This window comes from Pontibacter chitinilyticus (genome assembly GCF_039748935.1).
GTDB lineage: Bacteria > Bacteroidota > Bacteroidia > Cytophagales > Hymenobacteraceae > Pontibacter > Pontibacter chitinilyticus.
The window spans coordinates 1-20,311 of record NZ_JBDIZJ010000022.1 but is presented as its reverse complement, the minus strand read 5'-3'; the positions used below and the strand labels follow the sequence as shown (position 1 = coordinate 20,311).

The 20,311-nt window shown below is 50.8% G+C and carries 15 protein-coding genes and 1 tRNA gene; 10 read left to right on the top strand and 6 right to left on the bottom strand.

Annotation, left to right across the window (positions count from 1 at the left end; genetic code table 11):
* Positions 1-454: 454 nt before the first annotated feature.
* On the bottom strand, positions 455-1,420 hold the full coding sequence (rfaD, locus tag ABDW72_RS20215; protein WP_347160456.1) for an ADP-glyceromanno-heptose 6-epimerase: 966 nt from the start codon (positions 1,418-1,420) through the stop codon (positions 455-457).
* 93 nt (positions 1,421-1,513) lie between these two features.
* On the opposite strand from rfaD, the gene ABDW72_RS20210 reads away from it, so the two are divergent.
* The 4 genes from ABDW72_RS20210 to lpxB are packed head-to-tail and all read left to right on the top strand — an operon-like array spanning position 1,514 to position 5,031.
* Complete coding sequence (locus ABDW72_RS20210) at positions 1,514-2,425, top strand: ABC transporter substrate-binding protein (protein WP_347160455.1); 912 nt, start codon at positions 1,514-1,516, stop codon at positions 2,423-2,425.
* Positions 2,422-3,429: a FecCD family ABC transporter permease gene (locus tag ABDW72_RS20205; protein ID WP_347160454.1), complete on the top strand. Its 1,008-nt coding sequence runs from the start codon at positions 2,422-2,424 to the stop codon at positions 3,427-3,429. The genes ABDW72_RS20210 and ABDW72_RS20205 overlap by 4 nt, the downstream gene beginning before the upstream one ends.
* Entirely contained in the window at positions 3,430-3,852 is a 423-nt protein-coding gene (locus tag ABDW72_RS20200) for a 6-pyruvoyl trahydropterin synthase family protein (RefSeq protein ID WP_347160452.1), read from the top strand.
* 60 nt (positions 3,853-3,912) lie between these two features.
* Positions 3,913-5,031 carry a lipid-A-disaccharide synthase gene (gene lpxB / locus ABDW72_RS20195; protein WP_347160451.1) on the top strand — a complete coding sequence of 373 codons (1,119 nt, stop codon included), beginning with the start codon at positions 3,913-3,915 and terminating at the stop codon, positions 5,029-5,031.
* Positions 5,032-5,245: 214 nt separating this feature from the next.
* Here lpxB and clpX read toward each other — a convergent pair whose 3' ends face one another.
* Together clpX and ABDW72_RS20185 are read right to left on the bottom strand one after the other, a co-directional pair.
* Entirely contained in the window at positions 5,246-6,469 is a 1,224-nt protein-coding gene (clpX, locus tag ABDW72_RS20190; protein ID WP_347160450.1) for an ATP-dependent Clp protease ATP-binding subunit ClpX, read from the bottom strand.
* A gap of 183 nt (positions 6,470-6,652) precedes the next feature.
* On the bottom strand, positions 6,653-6,832 hold the full coding sequence (locus ABDW72_RS20185; protein WP_347160448.1) for a hypothetical protein: 180 nt from the start codon (positions 6,830-6,832) through the stop codon (positions 6,653-6,655).
* Positions 6,833-7,020: 188 nt separating this feature from the next.
* Here ABDW72_RS20185 and ABDW72_RS20180 point away from each other — a divergent pair, with 188 nt between their 5' ends.
* Positions 7,021-7,623, top strand: coding sequence for a WD40/YVTN/BNR-like repeat-containing protein (locus ABDW72_RS20180; protein ID WP_347160447.1), 603 nt, complete (start codon positions 7,021-7,023; stop codon positions 7,621-7,623).
* 66 nt (positions 7,624-7,689) lie between these two features.
* Positions 7,690-12,366: a T9SS type A sorting domain-containing protein gene (locus ABDW72_RS20175; protein WP_347160445.1), complete on the top strand. Its 4,677-nt coding sequence runs from the start codon at positions 7,690-7,692 to the stop codon at positions 12,364-12,366.
* Positions 12,367-12,521: 155 nt separating this feature from the next.
* Here ABDW72_RS20175 and ABDW72_RS20170 read toward each other — a convergent pair whose 3' ends face one another.
* From ABDW72_RS20170 to ABDW72_RS20160, 3 genes are all read right to left on the bottom strand, one after another.
* The gene (locus ABDW72_RS20170) at positions 12,522-13,217 is read right to left on the bottom strand and encodes a ClpP family protease (RefSeq protein ID WP_347160443.1); all 696 of its coding nucleotides are present in this window, start codon (positions 13,215-13,217) and stop codon (positions 12,522-12,524) included.
* Between the two features lie 89 nt (positions 13,218-13,306).
* Positions 13,307-14,629 carry a trigger factor gene (tig, locus tag ABDW72_RS20165; protein ID WP_347160442.1) on the bottom strand — a complete coding sequence of 441 codons (1,323 nt, stop codon included), beginning with the start codon at positions 14,627-14,629 and terminating at the stop codon, positions 13,307-13,309.
* 72 nt (positions 14,630-14,701) lie between these two features.
* Positions 14,702-14,783: transfer RNA gene (locus ABDW72_RS20160), tRNA-Leu, on the bottom strand.
* Positions 14,784-15,040: 257 nt separating this feature from the next.
* Here ABDW72_RS20160 and ABDW72_RS20155 point away from each other — a divergent pair.
* From ABDW72_RS20155 to ABDW72_RS20140, 4 genes are all read left to right on the top strand, one after another.
* Complete coding sequence (locus ABDW72_RS20155) at positions 15,041-17,248, top strand: RelA/SpoT family protein (protein WP_347160441.1); 2,208 nt, start codon at positions 15,041-15,043, stop codon at positions 17,246-17,248.
* A 119-nt stretch (positions 17,249-17,367) separates the two neighbouring features.
* Positions 17,368-17,868, top strand: a complete 501-nt coding sequence (locus ABDW72_RS20150; protein WP_347160440.1) for a Fur family transcriptional regulator — start codon at positions 17,368-17,370, stop codon at positions 17,866-17,868.
* The gene (locus ABDW72_RS20145; RefSeq protein WP_347160439.1) at positions 17,840-18,190 is read left to right on the top strand and encodes an STAS domain-containing protein; all 351 of its coding nucleotides are present in this window, start codon (positions 17,840-17,842) and stop codon (positions 18,188-18,190) included. The genes ABDW72_RS20150 and ABDW72_RS20145 overlap by 29 nt, the downstream gene beginning before the upstream one ends.
* A gap of 547 nt (positions 18,191-18,737) precedes the next feature.
* Positions 18,738-20,021 (top strand): adenylosuccinate synthase, encoded by a 1,284-nt coding sequence (locus ABDW72_RS20140; protein ID WP_347160438.1) that lies wholly within the window; start codon positions 18,738-18,740, stop codon positions 20,019-20,021.
* Positions 20,022-20,311: the final 290 nt, after the last annotated feature.

The following is a 20,311-nucleotide window of genomic DNA, read 5'->3' as shown; positions in this document are numbered from 1 at the left end:
ATAAAAAACAGGGGTAGAAAGTAAAATCCAGAAGAAACAAGTTGGCTGTGCACCTGCTCCACAGGCTGTAGAAGCAATACCTCGGTAGGGCACCTAAAGTGGAAGGTTATAAAATAGCAAGGGCTCCTACAGTGAGGAGCCCTTGCTTATGATCAGTTTGTAAGAAAACTTCTCAACTTTTAGCCGTTTGTATATACGGCGGCATCTTCTTAATGGTTTTACAAAGTGTAAAAAAAGGTGCAATTTTTTTCAACATACTGTTCTGTTGCAAAATGCTGTGTTATAAAGCAGGCAACAAGCTAAATATCTGCGCTGCAAGTACAAAGCTATTGGCGTTTTTAGCTTATAAGTATAATCCGAACGCCGGAATATTGGCCTGGCTGCCAGAATTCCTATAAAGTTAGCTAAGATCAGTGCAAAGCTAAACGGATTGTCTTCCGTTTATACTTGAGATTTAGTAATACTTTTCTGGCATCAGGTAATGGTGCACGTAGTCGTTTATACCTTCTTCTAAGGTATAAAATGGCTTGTCGTAGCCGATGGAGCGTAGTTTTTGCATGTTCGCCTCCGTAAAGTACTGGTAGTTGTCCCGGATATTCTCAGGTATATCTATAAAGTCAATATCGGGTGTTGCGTCCATGGCATGAAACGTATTCAGGGCAAGCGCCATAAACGTGCGGGCGGTACCGGAGCCAAGATTATAGATGCCGGAGTTCTTGCGATGATACATCAGGAACAGGCACACATCCACCACATCTTTTACATAGATAAAGTCGCGCATCTGCTCGCCATCGGCAAACTCCGGGTTGTGCGAGCGGAATAATGCCAGCCGGCCTTTCTCTTTGATCTGATTATAGGCATGAAAAACCACAGAAGCCATTTTCCCTTTATGATATTCATTCGGGCCATATACATTAAAGAACTTCAGTCCGGCCCAGAAGAACGGCTTGGCTGTTTGCTCCAGCGCCCAAATATCAAAGTCGTTCTTAGATGCGCCATATGGATTTAAGGGCTGTAACAGCGGAATCATACTTTCCTCGTCATCATACCCCAGGGTACCGACGCCGTACGTAGCCGCGGATGAGGCATACACCAATGGAATCTGGTACTCGCAGCAGGCATTCCATACTTTCTGGGAGTAGTTCAGGTTCAGCAGATCGAACACATCGGTGTTGAACTCTGTGGTATCGGTGCGGGCGCCTAGGTGGAAGATGAATTCCACGTCTTCATAGTTGGTATCCAGCCAGTCGAAAAAATTATCGCGGTCTACAAACTCCTTTATCTTTTTCCCCTCCAGGTTACGCTCTTTTTTGGCGACAGAAAAATTGTCTACCACCACGATATCATTAAAATTTGCCTCATTCAGCCGGCCGACAAGGCAGCTGGCAATGAACCCTGCGGCTCCGGTTACTACGATCATAGTTCAGTTTTATAGCCTGTAACGTAAATTGCGTTAAATTTACAAAATAAATTGGAGCGGCCCTGCCCAATGCGCCACCGCTAGCATCATACTTTGAAGGAAAAGATAAGAATAAACCGCTGCCTCTGCCATTTGCTGGCTCTTTTGCTGCTGCTGCTGCAAGTAGCCTGCCACCCGGAGAAAAAGGCAGCGCAGCAGGAAATTGTGCTGCACGATGACCTGGGGCGGGAGTTGCACCTGCCGCATCAGCCTCAGCGGGTGATGGCGCTGGCCTCGTCGATGACGGAGATGCTGTTTGCCGTAGCTGATACAGCAAACATTGTCGGCCGCACGCCCCACGACGATTATCCGGCGGCTGTACGTACCAAGCCCGTGGTTCAAAACTACCCGGTAGATTACGAGCAGGTGCTACGCCTAAGGCCGGATCTTGTTTTTACCATTGAGGGAATTACGCCGCTGGATGTAGCAGCCCGGCTGGAAGAACTGGGTATACCGGTATACTACCAGAAGTATAGGAAGGTGGAGGATGTATTTACTGGGCTGGAGGACATAGGGCGCATTTTAGGGCGGGAAGCGCAGGCGCAGCATCTGGCAGACTCCCTCAGGCAGCAAGTAGCCCAAATTCGGGAGCGACACTCACAGGAGCAGCGCCCGCAGCGAGTGCTGGCCATTACCTGGAAAGACCCCATCTATGTGTATGGTCAGAATACGATCTTAACAGACAAGCTTCACATACTGGGAGCCGAAAATGCGGTGCAGCAGGTATTCGACCAGCCTTACCCGGCGCTGACGCGGGAGTACATCCTCAAGCTAAACCCGGACGTGCTGCTGGGTGACTCACCGGAAGTTTTTGAGGAAAAGTTCTTCAGCCTGTACCCGGAACTGCGCAGGATCAACGCCTACCAAAACAAGCGGCTCTACGACCCCACCGGTAACCTGATGGAGCGGCCGGGACCCCGTATCGTAGAATCTATACGGGAGCTGGAAAGCTTTTTATACCCATGAGGCAGGCTGCATACGTTCTACTTGCCCTGGTGCTTATACTTATAGTGGTGGTGCTTGGGCTGCAAATAGGCTCGTTCGAAACTAACGCGGACACCATCGCAAATGCGCTCTTCCACTACAACCCCAATAACCCAGCTCATTTTGCCATCATATACCTGCGCCTGCCGCGCCTGCTGCTGGCGCTGGTAGTAGGCGGTTCCCTTGCGCTAAGTGGGTACCTGATGCAGGCCATGGTCAACAATGGCCTGGCCGATCCATACTTGTTAGGAACTGCTTCGGGTGCCTCGCTGGGGGCGGTGGTAGTGTTTTTTGGCTTTATGCCCGTAACCTTCGCCGGATTTTACCTGCCATCCGTGTTTGCTTTTGCCGGCGCATTTCTGGTTACGCTGGTGGTGGTTATACTTGGGTACCGCAAGCGCCAGCTTATTCCGGGGCAGATGCTGCTGGCCGGTATTGCCCTTAGCTCCCTCTGCACGGCTATACTGGGGCTGCTCACCTTCTTGTCTGATTCGGAGGGAAAGCTGAAAGCGGTTATATTCTGGTCGATGGGCAGCTTTGAACGGGCTAGCTGGAGCCTGGTGCCTTACCCAGCGGTAGCCCTGCTGCTGGCGCTGCTGCTTTTTGTCTTTTACCAAAAGCAACTCAATATTCTGCTGCTGGGCTCAGAGCGGGCGCAGGCGCTGGGGGTAAGGGTCGCCCGCACACGCTGGGTGATCATGGGCGTGGTGTCGGTTGTAACAGGTTTTGCTGTGGCTACTTCAGGGCCGGTCGGTTTTGTTGGCTTGATCATTCCGCATGTAACGCGCGCACTGTTGAGCACCACCGGCCGAGGTAACCTGCTTTTCTGCGCTTTTGCCGGCGGCTTTTTCATGCTGCTCTGCGACTTACTTTCCCGGCTGATTTATCCGCCGGCCGGACTGCCAATTGGAATCATTACTTCGTTCTTTGGTGTTCCTTTCTTTGTATATTTGCTGTTCAGAAAGAACTACAATTTTGGAGGTTAGATGATTTACGTAAGCAGGTTAGAGCACTTTAACGCAGCCCACAAGCTGCACAACCCGAACTGGTCGCTGGCGAAGAATAAGGAGGTATTCGGGCCTTGTGCCAACACCAACTGGCATGGCCACAACTATGAGCTGATCGTGACGGTAAAAGGCAAGCCAGATGTGGATACCGGGTTTGTGATTGATCTGAAAAAGCTCAGTACCCTTATCCGCACCCACATTATTGAGAAGGTAGATCATAAAAACCTGAACCTGGATGTGGCTTTTATGGAAGATAAACTGGCCAGCACCGAAAACCTGGTCGTAGAGTTCTGGAAGATACTGGAGCCCCGTATCACAGAAATATCCGCTAATAACGCCCGCTTGCATAGCCTGAAGCTGTACGAAACACCGCGCAACTACGTAGAGTATTTCGGCGAGTAGCCCACGCGCAAGCGCTTGTTTTTTTGTCCGCCCATGTGGCGCCCAAAGCAATGACACCACATGAAATATTACCTGATAGCCGGTGAACGCTCCGGCGATTTGCATGCGTCTAACCTGATCAAGCAGTTACGGATTCAGGACCCGGAAGCAGACATTCGTGGCTGGGGAGGCGATATGATGCAGGCTGCCGGCATGGAGGTGGTGCACCACTACCAGGAAATGGCTTTTATGGGCTTTGCGGAGGTGCTTGGTAACCTGCGCAAGATCATGGGCTTTCTAAAAGAATGTAAAGCTGATATCAAGCGCTGGCAGCCTGACGTGGTGATTTTAGTGGATTATGCCGGTTTTAACATGCGCATCGCCAAATTCGCGAAGGCTCGCGGGCTAAAGGTTTTCTACTATATCTCTCCTAAAATCTGGGCCTGGAACCAGGGGCGTGCTCACAAGATCAAGAAGCACGTGGACCGTATGTTTGTGATCATGCCTTTTGAGGAAGAGTTCTACGCACGTTACGACTACAAAGTAGATTATGTGGGCAACCCGGTCAACGACTCTGTGACGGACCATGTGGCCTCCGCTGACTTCCGCCTACGTAATAAGCTCTACAACAACAAACCCATTATTGCCATACTTCCCGGTAGTCGCCGCCAGGAGATCGAGAACATGCTGCACGTAATGTTGAGCGTGCTGCCGTCCTTCCGCGATTTTCAGTTTGTAGTGGCGGGGGTATCCAACTTCTCCAAAGCATACTACGAGCAGTATAACAAAGATCCCAACATCAAGATCATCTACGACCAGACCTACGACCTGCTGGCGCATGCCAAAGCAGCCTTGGTTACGTCCGGCACGGCCACTTTGGAGACTGCTTTATTTGGTGTGCCGCAGGTAGTTTGCTATAAGACCAGCGCCATTTCTTTTGCGATTGCTAAAATGGTAATCAAAGTGCCTTATATCTCCCTGGTGAACCTGATCGCGAACAGACCTGTGGTGGTGGAGCTCATTCAGGATGAATTTACACCAAAAAAGATCATCCATGAGTTAAAGGAAATTCTGTTTGACAAATCTACCATTCAAAAGCAGAAGGAAGGCTATGCGCTGGTACGGCAGAAAATAGGGCAGTACCGGACCGCAGAGCGCGCTGCCGAACTGATGGTACAGTACCTGCAGGAGGCTAAGTAATTTACGATGTGCTGCATTGTAGGCACAAGCCGCGACCTGGCCAATTGTTTCTGAACTTTGTCAGAATTAGGATTAGCAGAATTTTAAACTTGTAGAGACCTTTCATGGCACAAGTTACCGTTGAACTCAAACTGGCAGTATAGACAAGTATAAACAGGAAGCCCCGGCTAATAACTAGCCGGGGCTTCCTGTTTATACTTGAAGAAATATGTACTTAGGCAACTCGAAGTTGCTTCAGTGTTGACTTGTCAAATTTCTCGCGGGCGTAATCGCCGGTGATCACCAGTTCTTTAGTGCCTTCCTCAGACGGCAGCTCAAACATAGCGTCTGTCATAATGCCTTCGCAGATGGAGCGCAGGCCGCGGGCACCTAACTTGTACTCGGCTGCTTTCTCTACAATGTAATCCAGGGCGTCATCAGCAAAGGAGAGGTTGATGTTTTCCATCTCGAACAGACGCTTATACTGCTTCACAATAGAATTCTTTGGCTCCAACAAAATAAGGCGTAGGGTTTCTTTGTCGAGCGGGTCCAGGTGCGTGAGCACTGGCAAGCGGCCGATCAGTTCGGGTATCAGGCCAAAGTTTTTCAGGTCCTGCGCCGTAATATAGCTCAGGAAGTTCTCTTTTTCTTCTGCCTCATCCATCTTCGATTTAGAGAAACCAATCGGACGGGTGTTTAAACGGTTCTTGATCACGCGGTCTATGCCTACAAAAGCGCCGCCGCAGATAAACAGGATGTTCTCGGTATTTACCGTAATCATTTTCTGCTCCGGATGCTTGCGGCCGCCTTGTGGGGGCACGTTCACAGCAGTTCCTTCCAGCAGTTTCAGCAAAGCCTGCTGCACGCCTTCGCCGCTCACGTCGCGGGTAATGGAAGGGTTATCGCTCTTACGGGCAATTTTATCAATCTCGTCAATGTATACGATGCCGCGTTCTGCTGATTCTACGTTGTAGTCCGCGGCCTGCAGCAGGCGAGTAAGGATGCTTTCCACGTCCTCGCCCACATAACCTGCCTCCGTCAGCACGGTGGCGTCGGCAATGCAGAACGGCACTTGCAGGATACCCGCCATCATGCGTGCCAGGTATGTTTTGCCCGTGCCGGTTTCGCCCACCATAATGATGTTGGACTTCTCGATCACCACGTCGTCCTCGTTGGTGCGCTGCATCAGGCGCTTGTAGTGGTTATACACCGCCACCGACATCACCTTCTTCGCCTCGTCCTGGCCCACCACAAACTGGTCGAGGTAGGTTTTCATCTCCTTCGGCTTCATCAAATTGAACTTGGGCGTACGGCTGTTGGCGCGTATCTTGTTTTCCTCGTTCAGTATTTGCTGTGCCTGCCCGATACAACGGTCGCAGATGTGGGCATTAATACCGGAGATCATCACCGATACATCTTTCTTATTTTTTCCGCAAAAGGAGCAGGTAATTTCAGCCATAGGTAAAAGTTGAAGCAAGCAGTTCGGGCCACTGAGGCCTTTACTCCAAACAAAGGTACAAAATAGAAAAGTTTTACAGGCATAATTTTTTTAATGCAAATAGTGATATAGCACTAAAAGCAGTATCTAAATTTCAAAATAATGATTTTTCTATTAATGCATAAATTATTGTATATCAATAAATTAAAAGGTTGATGTTTCCACATGTGCCTGTTGATAAATAATTTGCGATTTTTTAACTTTTGCTGTATCAAGAGGATTTTGGCCGCGGCAGGCCGGGTGAAATATGCTAAAATAGGGAAAAATATTTCTATTTGTTGCTGTGGTAGTAGCCGGGGCAGTCAGATAAGAAGTTGCTTCCATGGCAGCTTGCCTACGCCAGCCGCTGCTCAATGCATGCGTGCCACTGCGTGTCTGTTGTTGCGTCCAAGCGCAACATACCCTTATAATTATATTAAATAATTTATATATAAATAATCTGTTCTTTTATATTTGCTAGCCTTCTTTAGCGGAAGGACTGACCTGCAAGCGTTTCTACAAGCTTCTATGAGTTGCATTTTGGATTTTTTATCCTGCTGTTCCTCTGCCGTTATACTACACTGCACGCCCAATGGGTAGAGGGGACTTCTCCAACAAAAAATGCCCTCCAGTCTGTGGCGCTGCTTACGGCGCAGGAGGCGGTGATAGGCGGCAGCGATGGCATTTACAAGTCCCTGGACGGCGGCAAAAGCTGGCTGCGCTACCGCCTGCCCTCCAATCCGGCCGACTCGCTCAACGTGGAGTTCATGAACACAAAACAAGTTTGCTTCACCAGCGCTGCCGTTGGTTTTGCTGCCGGGTGGAATATGTTTAACTATGGCATGATTCTGAAAACCTCTGACGGCGGGATACACTGGGAAATTGCCTACAAGGGCCCACAACTGGGGCAAAAAGTTGATATAAGCTTTCGGGCGATGACGTTTGTAAACCAGTTAGTGGGGTATGTGGCGGGCACCAAAGGGGTTGTGCTGAAAACTGTGGATGCCGGCGAAACCTGGTCTCCGGTGGCGGTGGACGTGGCGGCGTTCGAGGGGGAGAACAGCTACTTTAACAGTGTCTTTTTCTTAGACGAGGCTGTGGGCTATGTCGCGGGCGCTGGGCTGTACCGCACCTAAAACGGCGGGCAAACGTGGCGCAGAACAGCCGCTGCGGGACTGCCAGACAGGGCTGTTTTACAGAATGTGCACTTCTTTGATGTAGACAATGGCCTCGCTGCTGCCATTACATCCGCCAACGGCGAGGCGATCTATAAAACCACCGATGGCGGCGAAAGTTGGGTGCCGGTGCCTCAGCCGGGGAAGCGTGAGGCCAACGCAGGGCCCACGGTCATTAACGACCTCTACTTTTTAGACCGGCAGACTGGTTTTGCAGCAGGCAACAAAGTGGCTTGGAAAACCACTGACGGAGGCGACTCTTGGGAAAGCCTGAGTGAGGTGCCGCCTGTTAACCTGCAGAAAGTTTACTTTTACGGTGCCGCTAAGGGTATAATGGTAGGAGACGGCGGCAAAGTTTACACCACCTCCAACTTGGGTGGAGCCACCAGGCCTATTGCCAACTTCTCATTGCCAGCCGCTGCGTTCTGCCCCAACACACCCTATACTTTCCAGAACAAAGGCCCTGCCAGCAACACGTATAAGTGGTATGTAAACGGCACGCTTGCTGCCACCTCTTATAACCTGACCACCACTTTTGAGGCTGGCCAGCCGTACGACATAAAGCTGGTTTCGGAGCGCAACGGCTTAACGGACTACGCAACAGAGCACCTGCAATCGGAGCAGCAGGCAACCCTCCGGCAGTTCAGCCTGGCTTACTACGACCCTGAGCAGTTGTATTGTAAACCAGCGCCTGTGCAAGTCGTGCTTTATAGCGTAGATCCGTTTGGCGTGCGGTATCAACTGTGGGCGGAGGGAAAGTTGCTGGAGGAAACCAAAAGCAACAATTACAGCGAGTTAAGATTCGCGCCTGTTCAGCTCGACAAGACCACGACCTATACTATAAAAGCAATCAAAGAAACGCCCTGCCAAACACTGACGCAGGAAGCCACCATTACCTTTAGGCTGGCCCCACAACCTAATCTGGCGCTGGAGGTAGAGGAGTCAGAAAGTATATTTTGCCCTGCGGATGACAGTAAGCTGAGCCTTATAGTGAAAAACTCGGAGCCCGGGTTTATGTATGGGATTAAAGCCAATAACTGGGACACTAGCTTTGCGGAGTTTGAGGGCAACGGCGGCGATCTGATCATCCCGACACCGTATACGGGTGGCGGAGTGCCAGGCAGGGTGCAGGAAATCCCTGTGAATGTGCGCTGCGAAGCCTGCAGGAAGTCGGGTGGTAGCAGCACAAACTTCACCTTGCTGGACAAAGGCATACTGCGCACCAGCGACTTTCGGCTACAGGTGAAGCTGAAAAGCAACCACCTTTATGTAGATGAGCCGGTGGAGGTGACCAACATGTCGGTAGCCGACAAGTATACATGGACCGTAACGGACGGCGCCTCCCACACAACCTACCACACCCCGCAGCTGCCGCGCCTGGCATTTGCCACGCCAGGTATAAAAACCATCGTGCTCGCCATCTCCTCGCTTGGCAAGTGTGCCGACAGCACCCGGATGGACGTAGTGGTAGCCAGACCTGCACCTGTTGCCTCGCTGGGTGTTTGCGCAGCGGAGCAGACTTCGGCATCCAACTCCCCTGCCACGCCCTATTCGTACGTGTATGACAGAGTGGTCGTCAACCACCTCGATAAAGACGGCTTTGAGTACACCGCAGGCAGTATGAGCGGCCGTTTCGTACTGCGCAAGTATGACGGAACGGGCAAGCTTATCTGGGTGAAAAGCCATGAGGGAGGCGGCTATAACGGCATCTCGGTAGGCACTGCCATCACTTCTGACAAGGAGGGGAACGTGTACGTAGCCGGGCATTATACAACTGACAATTTTGCGCTGGGCACTGTATCCTTTCCTGCCAAAGGCCCGGTGAGGCAGGTATCGTTTATCATAAAGCTCGACCGAATTGGCCAGACGCTTTGGGCCATACGGGTGGCCACGCCTTATCCCAAATCAGGAAGCAGCAATGTTAATTACATCACCGACCTGGCACTGGATGAAGAACAGCACGTTTACGCCGTGTTTAAGGCAAGCAGTGATGTTTTGCTAACGTTCCCTGACGGATCCGTGCAAGCCGGCGTTGCTGCAACCTATATGGTGCTGCCAACCTTTTTGCTGAAGACAGACGGGGACGGCCACAACCTCGGAACCACCCTTCTGTTAGAAAAAGCCGTTGCGCACGATGCCAACAACCTGACCTACACTTACAGTTCTTCCCCTGATTACCTGACAAGCCCGCAGATAGAAATCGACAACCACAACAACATGTATGTAGTGGGGAGCAGGAGTACAGTGCCGGGCGAGCCCTTCTCTATTGCCGGCTATCCGCTTGCAGAGCAGCGGGAACTATTGCAGCAGTTTCCGGAGGGAGGCATCCAGGGATATGTGGCCATCCTTAACCTGAAGTCTGGCAAAGTGGAGAAGGCCTTTAACACTTTTTTTCAGGAGGCCAAAAGCTATCCTCTGGCTACTGCCAGACATCCGGCGTTTTCTGTGCCCTTCGCGATAACGCCAGGCGGTATTGTTGTCGGGTATAACTGGGATGCGGCCTTTCTTGACAAAACAGATTATCATACCTATACCACGGCCAAAAAGCTGGTGACAGGTGGAGTGACTTTTGAGGGCAACTTTAGCGGGTCGCTGGCCGCTGCTTACGACCTGAACGGGAACAATGTATGGACGGCCACCTCGCACGGTACTTTTATCAACAGCCTATACTACAGTGCGAGCCAGGCAAAGCTTTACGCGTATGCGCAACTGGACAGCCTGAGCATCAGCTGCTCGGCCGGTGGGGCGGACTACGGGGGCGTGGCGGCGAACAAGGGCAAAAGTGAGGCCATATTGGTGTACTCGGGCGCCGGAAAGCTGGAAGGGGTGTGGCAGCCGGAGGGGCAGCCGTTCGGTTCCGTGCCCTTTGCCATAGCTGCAGGGGCGTGTGGAAGTGTTTATACAGTTTCTGGTTTATTAGAGAAATACGAAAGCAGCGTTTTGCCCGTGATAGGCAGTAAGTTGCAATTCAGAACCATAGCGCTAGGGGCGGCATGTGCCGGCGGGGCTTCGGCCACGGTGCCTTTTACCCATCGGCAGGTTTGCAAAGGCGAGGCGGTGCAGCTGCAGGTAAATGGTGCGGGGGACTTGAAATTTAGCTGGTCGCCGGCCGCCGGGCTTGACGACCCGGCCAGCGCTGCCCCCGTGGCTACGCCCGCTGCATCCACCACCTACACGGCCACCGCCCAGACGGCCGATGGATGTGTTGTGAAGCGGGAAGTGCGCATTGACGTGGATGAGCCGCTGGTTGTACCGGATAGTTTTGTAGCGCAGACAAAAGCTTATTCAACCAGTGTAGACTTTCAGCTGCCTACGGAGGGGGCCGGCGCCGGCTATACCTATACCTGGGACTTTGGCGACGGCACAACCGCATCCAGCAATTTAGCGGTGTTTACGCACTTTTATCCTGCCATTGGCACCTACACCGCCTGCCTCACGGTGGGCAACGCCTGCGCCCAGAAAAAAATCTGCCAGCAAGTGACCGTGCCCTGCCTGCCACCCGCCGCTGAACTGAAGTTTGTGCAGCAGGGCCTTCAGGTGTCGTTTCAGATGGCGAATGCGCAGCAGGTGGCTAGCTGGGAATGGGATTTTGGAGATGGAACTACTGGCTCAGCACAAAATCCTGCCCACACGTATGCGCCCGGCACGTACGAGGTGAAGCTGAAAATAAGCAGTGGCTGTGTCGAACAGATCTTGTCTAAAACACTAACCGTAAACTGCCCGCCGCTAAATGCCTCCATACAAACGCAGGTAAACCGGCAGGAAGTCACGTTTCAGGCAGTAGGTGTGGCACAGGAAAACATTCTTAAATGGACCTTTAGCGACGGCAGCAGCACAACAGATAAAGCTCCGGTCCATACGTTCAGCGGTGTCGGCAAGTATACGGCAACGCTGTGGCTGCAGCAGCAGCAGTGCGGCCCCGCCACTGTTACGGCGGATGTAGCCATAACCTGCGGTACACTATCAGCAGCCGGTTTCGGCATGGCGGTAGCCCAAACCAAGGTTTCCTTTGCGCCGCCAGCAGGCGCTGCGGCAGTGTCGTACCTGTGGGACTTTGGCGATGGGGACAAAAGCACAGATGCATCTCCTGAGCACACCTATCATCTAGCCGGCGAGTACCATGTATGCCTGACCATGACAGATGCCTGCGGCACCGCCAGCTTCTGCCAGCAAGTGGACATCAGCTGCGAAGTGCCTGCCTCCTCCGATTTTACTTATACAGTAGGCAAAGGCAATTCGCTTTTGATCAGCTTTAAAGCCGATGCTGCTGCCACGGCAGCTAGGTTTAGCTGGACCTTTGGAGATGGCGCCACCAGCCAGGAAGCCGCCCCGCAACATGCCTATGCTTCTACCGGGCAGTACGAAGTGTGCCTGGTAACTTCAACAGACTGTAGAGTAGATTCCGTCTGCAAAGACGTCAGTTTCCCTACAGGTATAATCGACGACATAGAAAACAAGCTGTTGCGTGTGTACCCCAACCCGGTAGCGGACGCTTTATACTTAGAGATGGACCCTGCCTTTGCTAGCCGTGTCAGTAGCCTTGTGGTGTATGATGCACTGGGCAGGTCGGTTTTTGCCAAAGTTGGCGGCGCGTCCGCCATGCGCCTCCTGGACACCAGGAGCCTGAGCCGTGGCACTTACTACATCAGGCTGAAGACGCAGGACGGCAACTTTATACTTAAAAAGTTTGTGGTGGAGCACTGACAGGAATCCTCAGCCAGGCCCCCAAGCTTTGTGGCGGCTGGCAGGGCAGTAGCAGGCACGTTAGCAGAAGTATGGCTGGCACGAAAAAGCGGCGGCTTCCCCAACTGGGGAAGCCGCCGCTTTTTCGCTCAATAGGTTTCTCTGCCGTATGCAGGCTAGGCTTTGCGGGTCAGCACTTCGTCAATCAGGCCATACTCTTTTGCCTCATCCGCTTTCATCCAGTAGTCACGGTCCGAGTTGTCGTATACTTCCTGGTATGATTTGCCGGAGTGCTGCGCCAAAATCTCATAAAGCTCTTTTTTCAGCTTCAGGATCTCGCGGGCAGTGATCTCGATATCGGAGGCCTGGCCTTGTGCGCCACCCATCGGCTGGTGAATCATGATGCGGGCATGCGGCAGGGCTGAGCGCTTGTTGGCAGCACCGCCAGCCAGCAAAACAGCTCCCATCGAAGCGGCCAGACCTGTACAGATCGTAGCCACATCCGGGCTCACATACTGCATGGTATCATAGATGCCAAGGCCGGCATATACCGATCCACCCGGGCTGTTAATGTATAGGAGGATGTCCTTCTTCGCATCAGCCGACTCTAGGAAGAGTAACTGTGCGGTGATAATGTTCGCGATAAAATCATCTACCTGTGTGCCCAGGAAAATAATGCGGTCCATAATCAGGCGCGAAAACACATCGATCTCACGGAAGTTAGTAGGACGTTCTTCAATAACAGAACGCGTCATACTTTCGATGGTATGCATGGCTCTGCCTTCTACGTGATTGATGTATTGGTCTACGCCCAGACCACTCATGCCTTGGCCTTTTACAGCGAATTTTCGGAACTCGTCTTTGTTAAACATGTCTTGTTTAGATTTACGGTTTACTCAAAAATAAAAAAGTCCTTTAAAAAAAGGACTTTTTGTAAGATACGATTTTATGTTCGTTTATACTAGAACGACATATTTCTGAAGTCCTCTGCAGAGATTGTCTTCTCTACAACAGTCATCTGTTCTTTTAGTTTGGCAAGCACTTTCTCAGCCAGCAATTGCTCGTATTCCTGAACGTAGTTACGGCCGTTATCCTGATTCAGATACTGGTTTGCGTAGTTGTTCATACTATCTGCCAGTTCTTCCGGAATTTCCGGCATGTTGAACTGTGCCAGCATTTTCTCTTTGGTAGCCGCTACCACTTCGTCGTTGCTTACTTTCAGGTCGTTTTCGGCAACCAGCTTGTTCTTGATCATCGACCACTTCAGCTCTTTGGTATACTGGTCGAAGTTCGCATCGATCTGCTCAGCTGTCAGTTTGCCTTCGTTTGTTACCAGCAGCCAGCGCTTAAAGAATTCAGTTGGCAGCTCTACTTCCACGTTATCAACTAAGGTGTCGATGATGCGGCGGTTCAGCAGGTTTTCCGCTTCGTTTTTATAATTCTCTTCGATCGTTTCACGCACTTTGGTGTCGAACTCTTCTTCAGTCGTTACCTCGTCTTTGCCAAAAAGCTTGTCGAAAAGCTCCTGGTTCAGCTCGGCCGGCTCCGTACGGTTGATCTTCTCTACCGTAAACTCAAACTCGCCGTTCAGCGTGGCAGCATCGTCTTTGCTCAGGCCGGTTACGTGGGCCAGGGCAGCGTTGTCGTCGCCAAAGCTTTTACGGATATCGAAGCGGATCGTGTCGCCGGATTTTACACCGAGGAACTTATCCTGACCCTCCACCACGCGGGTTGTCGGGATGAGTGTCTTCGATTCGAATTCACCATCTACCTGCTTCAGCTCACCATAAATAAAATCACCGGCTTCGGATGTCTCCGGGTTCGTGGTTTTACCAAACTGGCGCTTCAGGTTTTCGTATGCTTCGTCTATCGTTTTCTGGTCCAGCTCAACAGTGTACCCCTCTACGCTTTTATCCAGCGGAAGGTTAAATTCTGGCAGCAGGCCTACCTGGTAGGTAAATTCAAATTCTTTCTGGTTGTCCCAATCAATGGCGTCTTGGGTAGGCTCTGGCAGGGGCTCGCCCAGCAGCTTCACATCATTCTCGCGGATATACTTGGTGATCTCCTCCTGCAACACCTTGTTGATCTGCTCAACCAGAATGCTCTTGCCATACATCTTCTTCACCAGACCGGCCGGCACTTTACCAGGTCTGAAGCCTTTGATCTGGGCTTTCTTGCTATACTCTTTTACCTGCTGGTCTACCTTCGGGGCGTAATCGGCCTCTTCCAGTACCACCTTCAGTTGTGCGTTTGTGCTGTCGGTTTGGTTTAATGTAATATTCAAGGCTTAAAATTTTAAGTTGGAACATTTAGTAAAAACAAACCCCCAACAGGGCTGTTGAGGGTTTGTTTTATGTGCGGATGGAGGGACTCGAACCCCCATGCCTCGCAGCGCTAGATCCTAAGTCTAGTGCGTCTACCAATTTCGCCACATCCGCATGTGTGCTTGTTTTAAATAGTGGTGCAAATTTAAGCACCGGATTTATAAATACAATACCTCTACCGAAAAAAAATAAATTTTTATACCTTGTAGCTATCGCGCAGCAGGGCACACATCCGGCTGCCGTAGCAATAGGGATAGCGTTGCAGCCATTGGTTGCATTGGATATTCAGCTATATTTGAAACTTATAGCAACGGAGTTTCTTTATACTAGCAAGACCTGCACCTGTTTGAAAACGGGGCAGGCATACGTGCATGATTACAACAGTTATGATCGATCCGGAAGCAGAACGCAAAGAGATCTTACGCCACTATCGCCGCTTACTACGGTATGCCAAACCTTTCCTGAAGGACAATGATGCCAAGATCATCAAGAAAGCCTTTAATACCTCGCTGGAGGCGCACAAAGACATGCGCCGCAAGTCGGGGGAGCCTTATATCCTGCACCCGCTGGCCGTAGCGCAGATTGCCGTAGAGGAGATTGGCCTGGGTACTACCTCTATTGTAGCGGCCCTGCTGCACGACGTGGTGGAAGATACCGAGATGGAAACCGCCGACATTGAGCGCGAGTTTGGCTCCAGTGTGGCCCGCATCATTGAGGGGCTGACCAAAATATCGGGTGTGTTTGACTATGGCACGTCGCAGCAGGCAGAGAACTTCCGGAAGATGCTCCTCACGCTTAGCGACGACGTACGCGTGATCCTCATCAAACTGGCTGACCGGCTGCACAACATGCGTACGCTGGACAGTATGCCGCGCCACAAGCAGCTCAAGATTGCCTCTGAAACCATGTACCTGTACGCGCCGCTGGCACACCGCCTGGGCCTGTACGCCATCAAATCAGAGCTGGAGGATTTATACTTGAAGTATACCGATACCGATACCTATAAAGATATTTCCAATAAGATCCGGCAGACGCGCAGCGCCCGGAACAAGTTTATCAAAGATTTTACCGGCCCGATAGAGGAGGAGCTGCGGAAGCATGGGTTTAAATTTGCCATCAAAGGCCGGCCCAAGTCCATCTACTCCATCCTTAAAAAAATGCGGAAGCAGAACATCACCTTTGATGAGGTGTATGACCTGTTCGCCATCCGGATCATACTGGACGTGCCGCTGGAGAATGAGAAGGCCGCCTGCTGGCAGGTATACTCTATAATTACGGACTTTTATCAACCCAACCCCGACCGCCTCCGCGACTGGGTGAACACGCCTAAAGCCAATGGCTATGAGTCGCTGCACACCACGGTAATGAGCAAATTGGGGCAGTGGGTGGAGGTGCAGATACGCACTAAGCGCATGGATGAGATTGCCGAACGAGGCTACGCCGCGCACTGGAAGTATAAAACAGAAGGAGTGGCTGGTTCGGAATCCGGGCTGGAGCAGTGGATAAACAAGGTGCGCGACATGCTGGAGAATAATACCGGCAACGCACTCGAGTTCATGGATGAATTCCGCAAGAACCTGTTTGTGGAGGAAGTGTTCGTGTTTACGCCCAAAGGCGAGCTGATCATACTTCCGGACAAGGCCACCGCACTGGATTTTGCCTTTGAGATACACACGCACATTGGCCTGCAGTGCCTGGGCGCCAAGGTAAACCAGAAGCTGGTGCCGCTGAGCTACAGCCTGAAGAATGGTGACCAGGTGGAGATACTGACCTCGCAGAAGCAAAAGCCGAATGACGACTGGTTGCAGTATGTGGTGACCTCTAAAGCCCGGAGCAGTATAAAAGATGCCTTGCGCGAGGAGCGGAAAACCAAAGCGGAGGAAGGCAAACTCATACTTGACAAACGCCTGCAACAAATAAATGTAGCGGATACGCAGACAAACCTGAATAAGCTAATGGCTTTTTTCAACGTACCGACGCTGCAGGACTTATACTTTCGGGCGGCCACAGGCCACATTGAAGTTGAAAACATTCAGGAGATAATCTTTACGGCCCCCGCCGACAAAGCTAACTCCATGCTGGAGCCCAAGTCGTTCGACAAGGAGGTGCAGAAAATCCGCGGCGTCAATCCCGACATGCTGGTGATAGGGGAGCGGAGCCAAAACATGAACTATAAGCTTGCTCCCTGCTGCAACCCCATACCGGGCGACGACGTGTTTGGCTTTGAAACAGGGGACGAAGACATCGAGATTCACCGTACCAACTGCAAGCGCGGTATCGAACTGATGTCTAACTACGGCAACCGCATTGTGCGGGCCAAATGGACAGATCAGAAAGAACTGGCTTTCCTGGCAGGTATTCACATCAAAGGCACCGACCGGATGGGCCTGGTGAATGACTTAACAAAAGCCATTTCCACCAGTTTAAAAGTAAACATGCGCTCCATCACCATCGATTCGAATGACGGCATTTTTGAAGGGAACATCATGGTATTCGTTAATGATACCAACCACCTTGAAAAACTGATTCAGCGCATGGGCAAAGTACCGGGTATACTTACTGTAGAGCGTTTTGAATAAAAAGAGGTATAATTTTGTTTTACAGGAAAGCGGCAGGTAACAAAATAAGCGCGCGGCAGATCATGCATCACGCAAAGTTTATACCTGTACAAAATGCCCAAGTATAATCAGATGCAACTATGGCAATGGACAAACATAAATTTGAGGAAGTAAAGAAGATCTTCACCGCTTACCTGGAGAGCAAGGGCCTGCGCAAAACGCCGGAGCGCTATGCTATTCTGGAGGAGATCTACTCCCGTGACGGCCACTTTGATGTGGAGTCGCTCTATATAAGTATGAAAAACAAGAATTACAGGGTAAGTCGCGCCACTGTCTACAACACCCTCGACCTGCTGGTAGAGAATGACTTGGTGAGCAAGCACCAGTTTGGCCGCAACCTGGCGCAGTATGAGAAATCCTATGGCTACCGGCAGCACGACCATGTGATTTGTACCGAGTGCCACAAGGTGGTGGAGTTCTGCGACCCGCGCATCCATAACATCCAGACCATGGTAGGCGACCTACTGAATTTTCGTATCTTACATCATTCCCTGAATCTGTATGGCATCTGTGGCGATTGCCGCGCTAAAAAAGTGACTCAAGAACAGCAACATGAATTATCAGGCAGAACTGAAGGATGATATCCTGTTCATCAGGCTGCAAGGCGACCTGATTGCGGGCACTGATACGCAGGCCCTGCTGGAAGAGGCAGATCACATGCAGGAGGGCAAAGTGCTGCTCTGTGCCGTGGACCTGTCGAATGCGCGCTTCATGGACAGCAGTGGCATGGGCGTGCTGGTGTCGCTGCTCACCAGGTTTCGCAACCGGGGCGGCGAACTGGTGCTCATTAAACCCTCCGACCATATCCGCAAACTCCTGATCGTGACCAAACTCAACGCGATCTTCACGATCGCCGAAAACGACAGCTTTGCCGCGCAATTTCTAAAGGAGTCGATTTATTAACGATGTTTTGCAAGTCATTGCCTAACTTGATTTAGGAAAGACTTTTGTAGCTCCATACCTGCAAATAGCTGCCCGAGAGCAGCTATTTGCAGGTATGGAGCTATGTTTTTGAAAGAATAGTCTGTTGCTCCTTTATTTGGAAATTGTAGTATGCATACACCTTAATTACATGTATGATCCTGGGAAGGAATGGCGGTTTTAACGTTGCAGCTTATTACCATTCTATAGTATAAGAAAGCTTCTTTTAGAATAAGCGCTTCCGGGCGAATACGCTCGCTATAATCAATACGCCGCAGCAGCCAATATTGCCACATAGTTGTCAGAAGAGCTAGGCTCAGCATTGGTTATGCAGGGTAATCTATAGCATAATATCCTTTGTGTTAGGATACCTGAGTAATAAATTTATTACCTTTGAGAGTAAAAAGAGCTTGCTCAGAGGTTTAAATCTACCTGGAGCGGCCATTTTATGATAAAACACAAGGCAATGTATAGCCCTGATTTATACTTTATAGAGCAATCTTACTGAAATCATATACTACTTATATAAATGGCAGTTGACATACTAATAGGTCTGCAATGGGGCGACGAAGGCAAAGGTAAAATTGTTGACGTTCTGGCTCCAACCTATGATATCGTGGCACGCTTTCAGGGCGGCCCCAATGCAGGGCATACCCTGGAGTTTGAAGGTACCAAGCATGTGCTACACCAGATCCCGTCCGGTATCTTTCATCCGCACATTCAAAACATCATCGGCAACGGCGTAGTGCTCGACCCGATCGTGTTCCGCACCGAAATGGAAAAGCTGCAGGCACGGGGCGTAGATGCTTCCCGTAACCTGTTTATCTCTAAAAAAGCGTCCCTCATCCTGCCGTCTCATAAAGTGCTGGACCGTGTGTCGGAAGAAGCACTGGGCAGCGGCAAAATAGGCTCTACTTTAAAAGGAATCGGCCCTACGTATCAGGACAAAATTGGTCGTGTGGGCTTACGCGTAGGCGATATACTGGAAAGTGATTTTGAAGATAACTATAAAAAGCTGGTAGAGCGCCACCGCAAAACTGTAGAGTACTATGGCCAGAAGCTGGATATCTCCGACCAGGAGCAGACGTTCTTTGAGGCCGTAGCATACCTGCGCACGTTGCAGTTGGTAGACAGTGAATACATGATCAACGATGCTCTTAGCCAAGGAAAACGCATACTGGCCGAAGGAGCACAAGGCTCTCTGCTGGACGTTGATTTTGGCACCTATCCGTTTGTAACTTCCTCCACGACACTGGTGGCAGGAGCCTGCACAGGTTTAGGTGTAGCTCCACGCTACATTGGAGAAGTATACGGCATAATTAAAGCATACTGCACCCGCGTAGGCAGTGGCCCTTTCCCAACAGAACTTTTAGGCGAAGAAGGGGAGAAGATCAGGCAGGCCGGCAACGAGTTCGGATCTACCACGGGGCGTCCGCGTCGGTGTGGCTGGATAGATCTGCCAAGTCTGAAGTATAGCATCATGCTGAATGGTGTAACGCAGCTAAACATGATGAAAGCCGACGTACTGACGGAGTTCGATACGATAAAGGTATGTACAAAGTATAAATTAGCTTCAGGCGAGATAACAGACCGGGTGCCGCACTCCATGGAAACAGAGATCGTGGATGTTGTTTATGAAGAAGTGCCCGGCTGGAAAGTAGACCTAAACCAGGTGGAGGCGCTGGAAGACCTACCCGAAGCATTTGTTAACTATATCCATTTCCTGGAGAAGCACCTGCAGGTACCGATAACCATAGTTTCGGTAGGGCCTGACCGCAAGAGCACTCTCATGCGCAACAACGTCGCTGTGTAAGCTAACAGCAAGTATAACTTATATATAGAAAGAAGCCTTGCCATCTGGTAAGGCTTCTTTTGCTTTAGATCTTTATTTAGTATTTACAAAAGAGCAGAGCAGTGCTAGTAACCCTTTCGAAGCAAGTAGCCCTCAGTAGCAAGTACAGCTTATACTATAGGTCTTTAGGGGAGTAAAAGGCCAATACTATCGAGCGCATTGAAATTCAGCACACCGGAACCTGTTGGAAGGGGAGAGTTGAGAGGGTGCAGTGCCGGGGAAGTTTGCAGTGCCTTTTGCAAGTATACCCT

What these genes read in the sequence shown, in the direction of transcription:
- rfaD (WP_347160456.1), bottom strand. Translation starts at nt 1,420, where the DNA reads ATGATCGTAGTAACCGGAGCCGCAGGGTTCATTGCCAGCTGCCTTGTC.
- ABDW72_RS20205 (WP_347160454.1), top strand. Translation starts at nt 2,422, where the DNA reads ATGAGGCAGGCTGCATACGTTCTACTTGCCCTGGTGCTTATACTTATA.
- ABDW72_RS20200 (WP_347160452.1), top strand. Translation starts at nt 3,430, where the DNA reads ATGATTTACGTAAGCAGGTTAGAGCACTTTAACGCAGCCCACAAGCTG.
- lpxB (WP_347160451.1), top strand. Translation starts at nt 3,913, where the DNA reads ATGAAATATTACCTGATAGCCGGTGAACGCTCCGGCGATTTGCATGCG.
- clpX (WP_347160450.1), bottom strand. Translation starts at nt 6,469, where the DNA reads ATGGCTGAAATTACCTGCTCCTTTTGCGGAAAAAATAAGAAAGATGTA.
- ABDW72_RS20185 (WP_347160448.1), bottom strand. Translation starts at nt 6,832, where the DNA reads ATGGAAGCAACTTCTTATCTGACTGCCCCGGCTACTACCACAGCAACA.
- ABDW72_RS20170 (WP_347160443.1), bottom strand. Translation starts at nt 13,217, where the DNA reads ATGTTTAACAAAGACGAGTTCCGAAAATTCGCTGTAAAAGGCCAAGGC.
- ABDW72_RS20155 (WP_347160441.1), top strand. Translation starts at nt 15,041, where the DNA reads ATGATTACAACAGTTATGATCGATCCGGAAGCAGAACGCAAAGAGATC.
- ABDW72_RS20150 (WP_347160440.1), top strand. Translation starts at nt 17,368, where the DNA reads ATGGCAATGGACAAACATAAATTTGAGGAAGTAAAGAAGATCTTCACC.
- ABDW72_RS20145 (WP_347160439.1), top strand. Translation starts at nt 17,840, where the DNA reads ATGAATTATCAGGCAGAACTGAAGGATGATATCCTGTTCATCAGGCTG.
- ABDW72_RS20140 (WP_347160438.1), top strand. Translation starts at nt 18,738, where the DNA reads ATGGCAGTTGACATACTAATAGGTCTGCAATGGGGCGACGAAGGCAAA.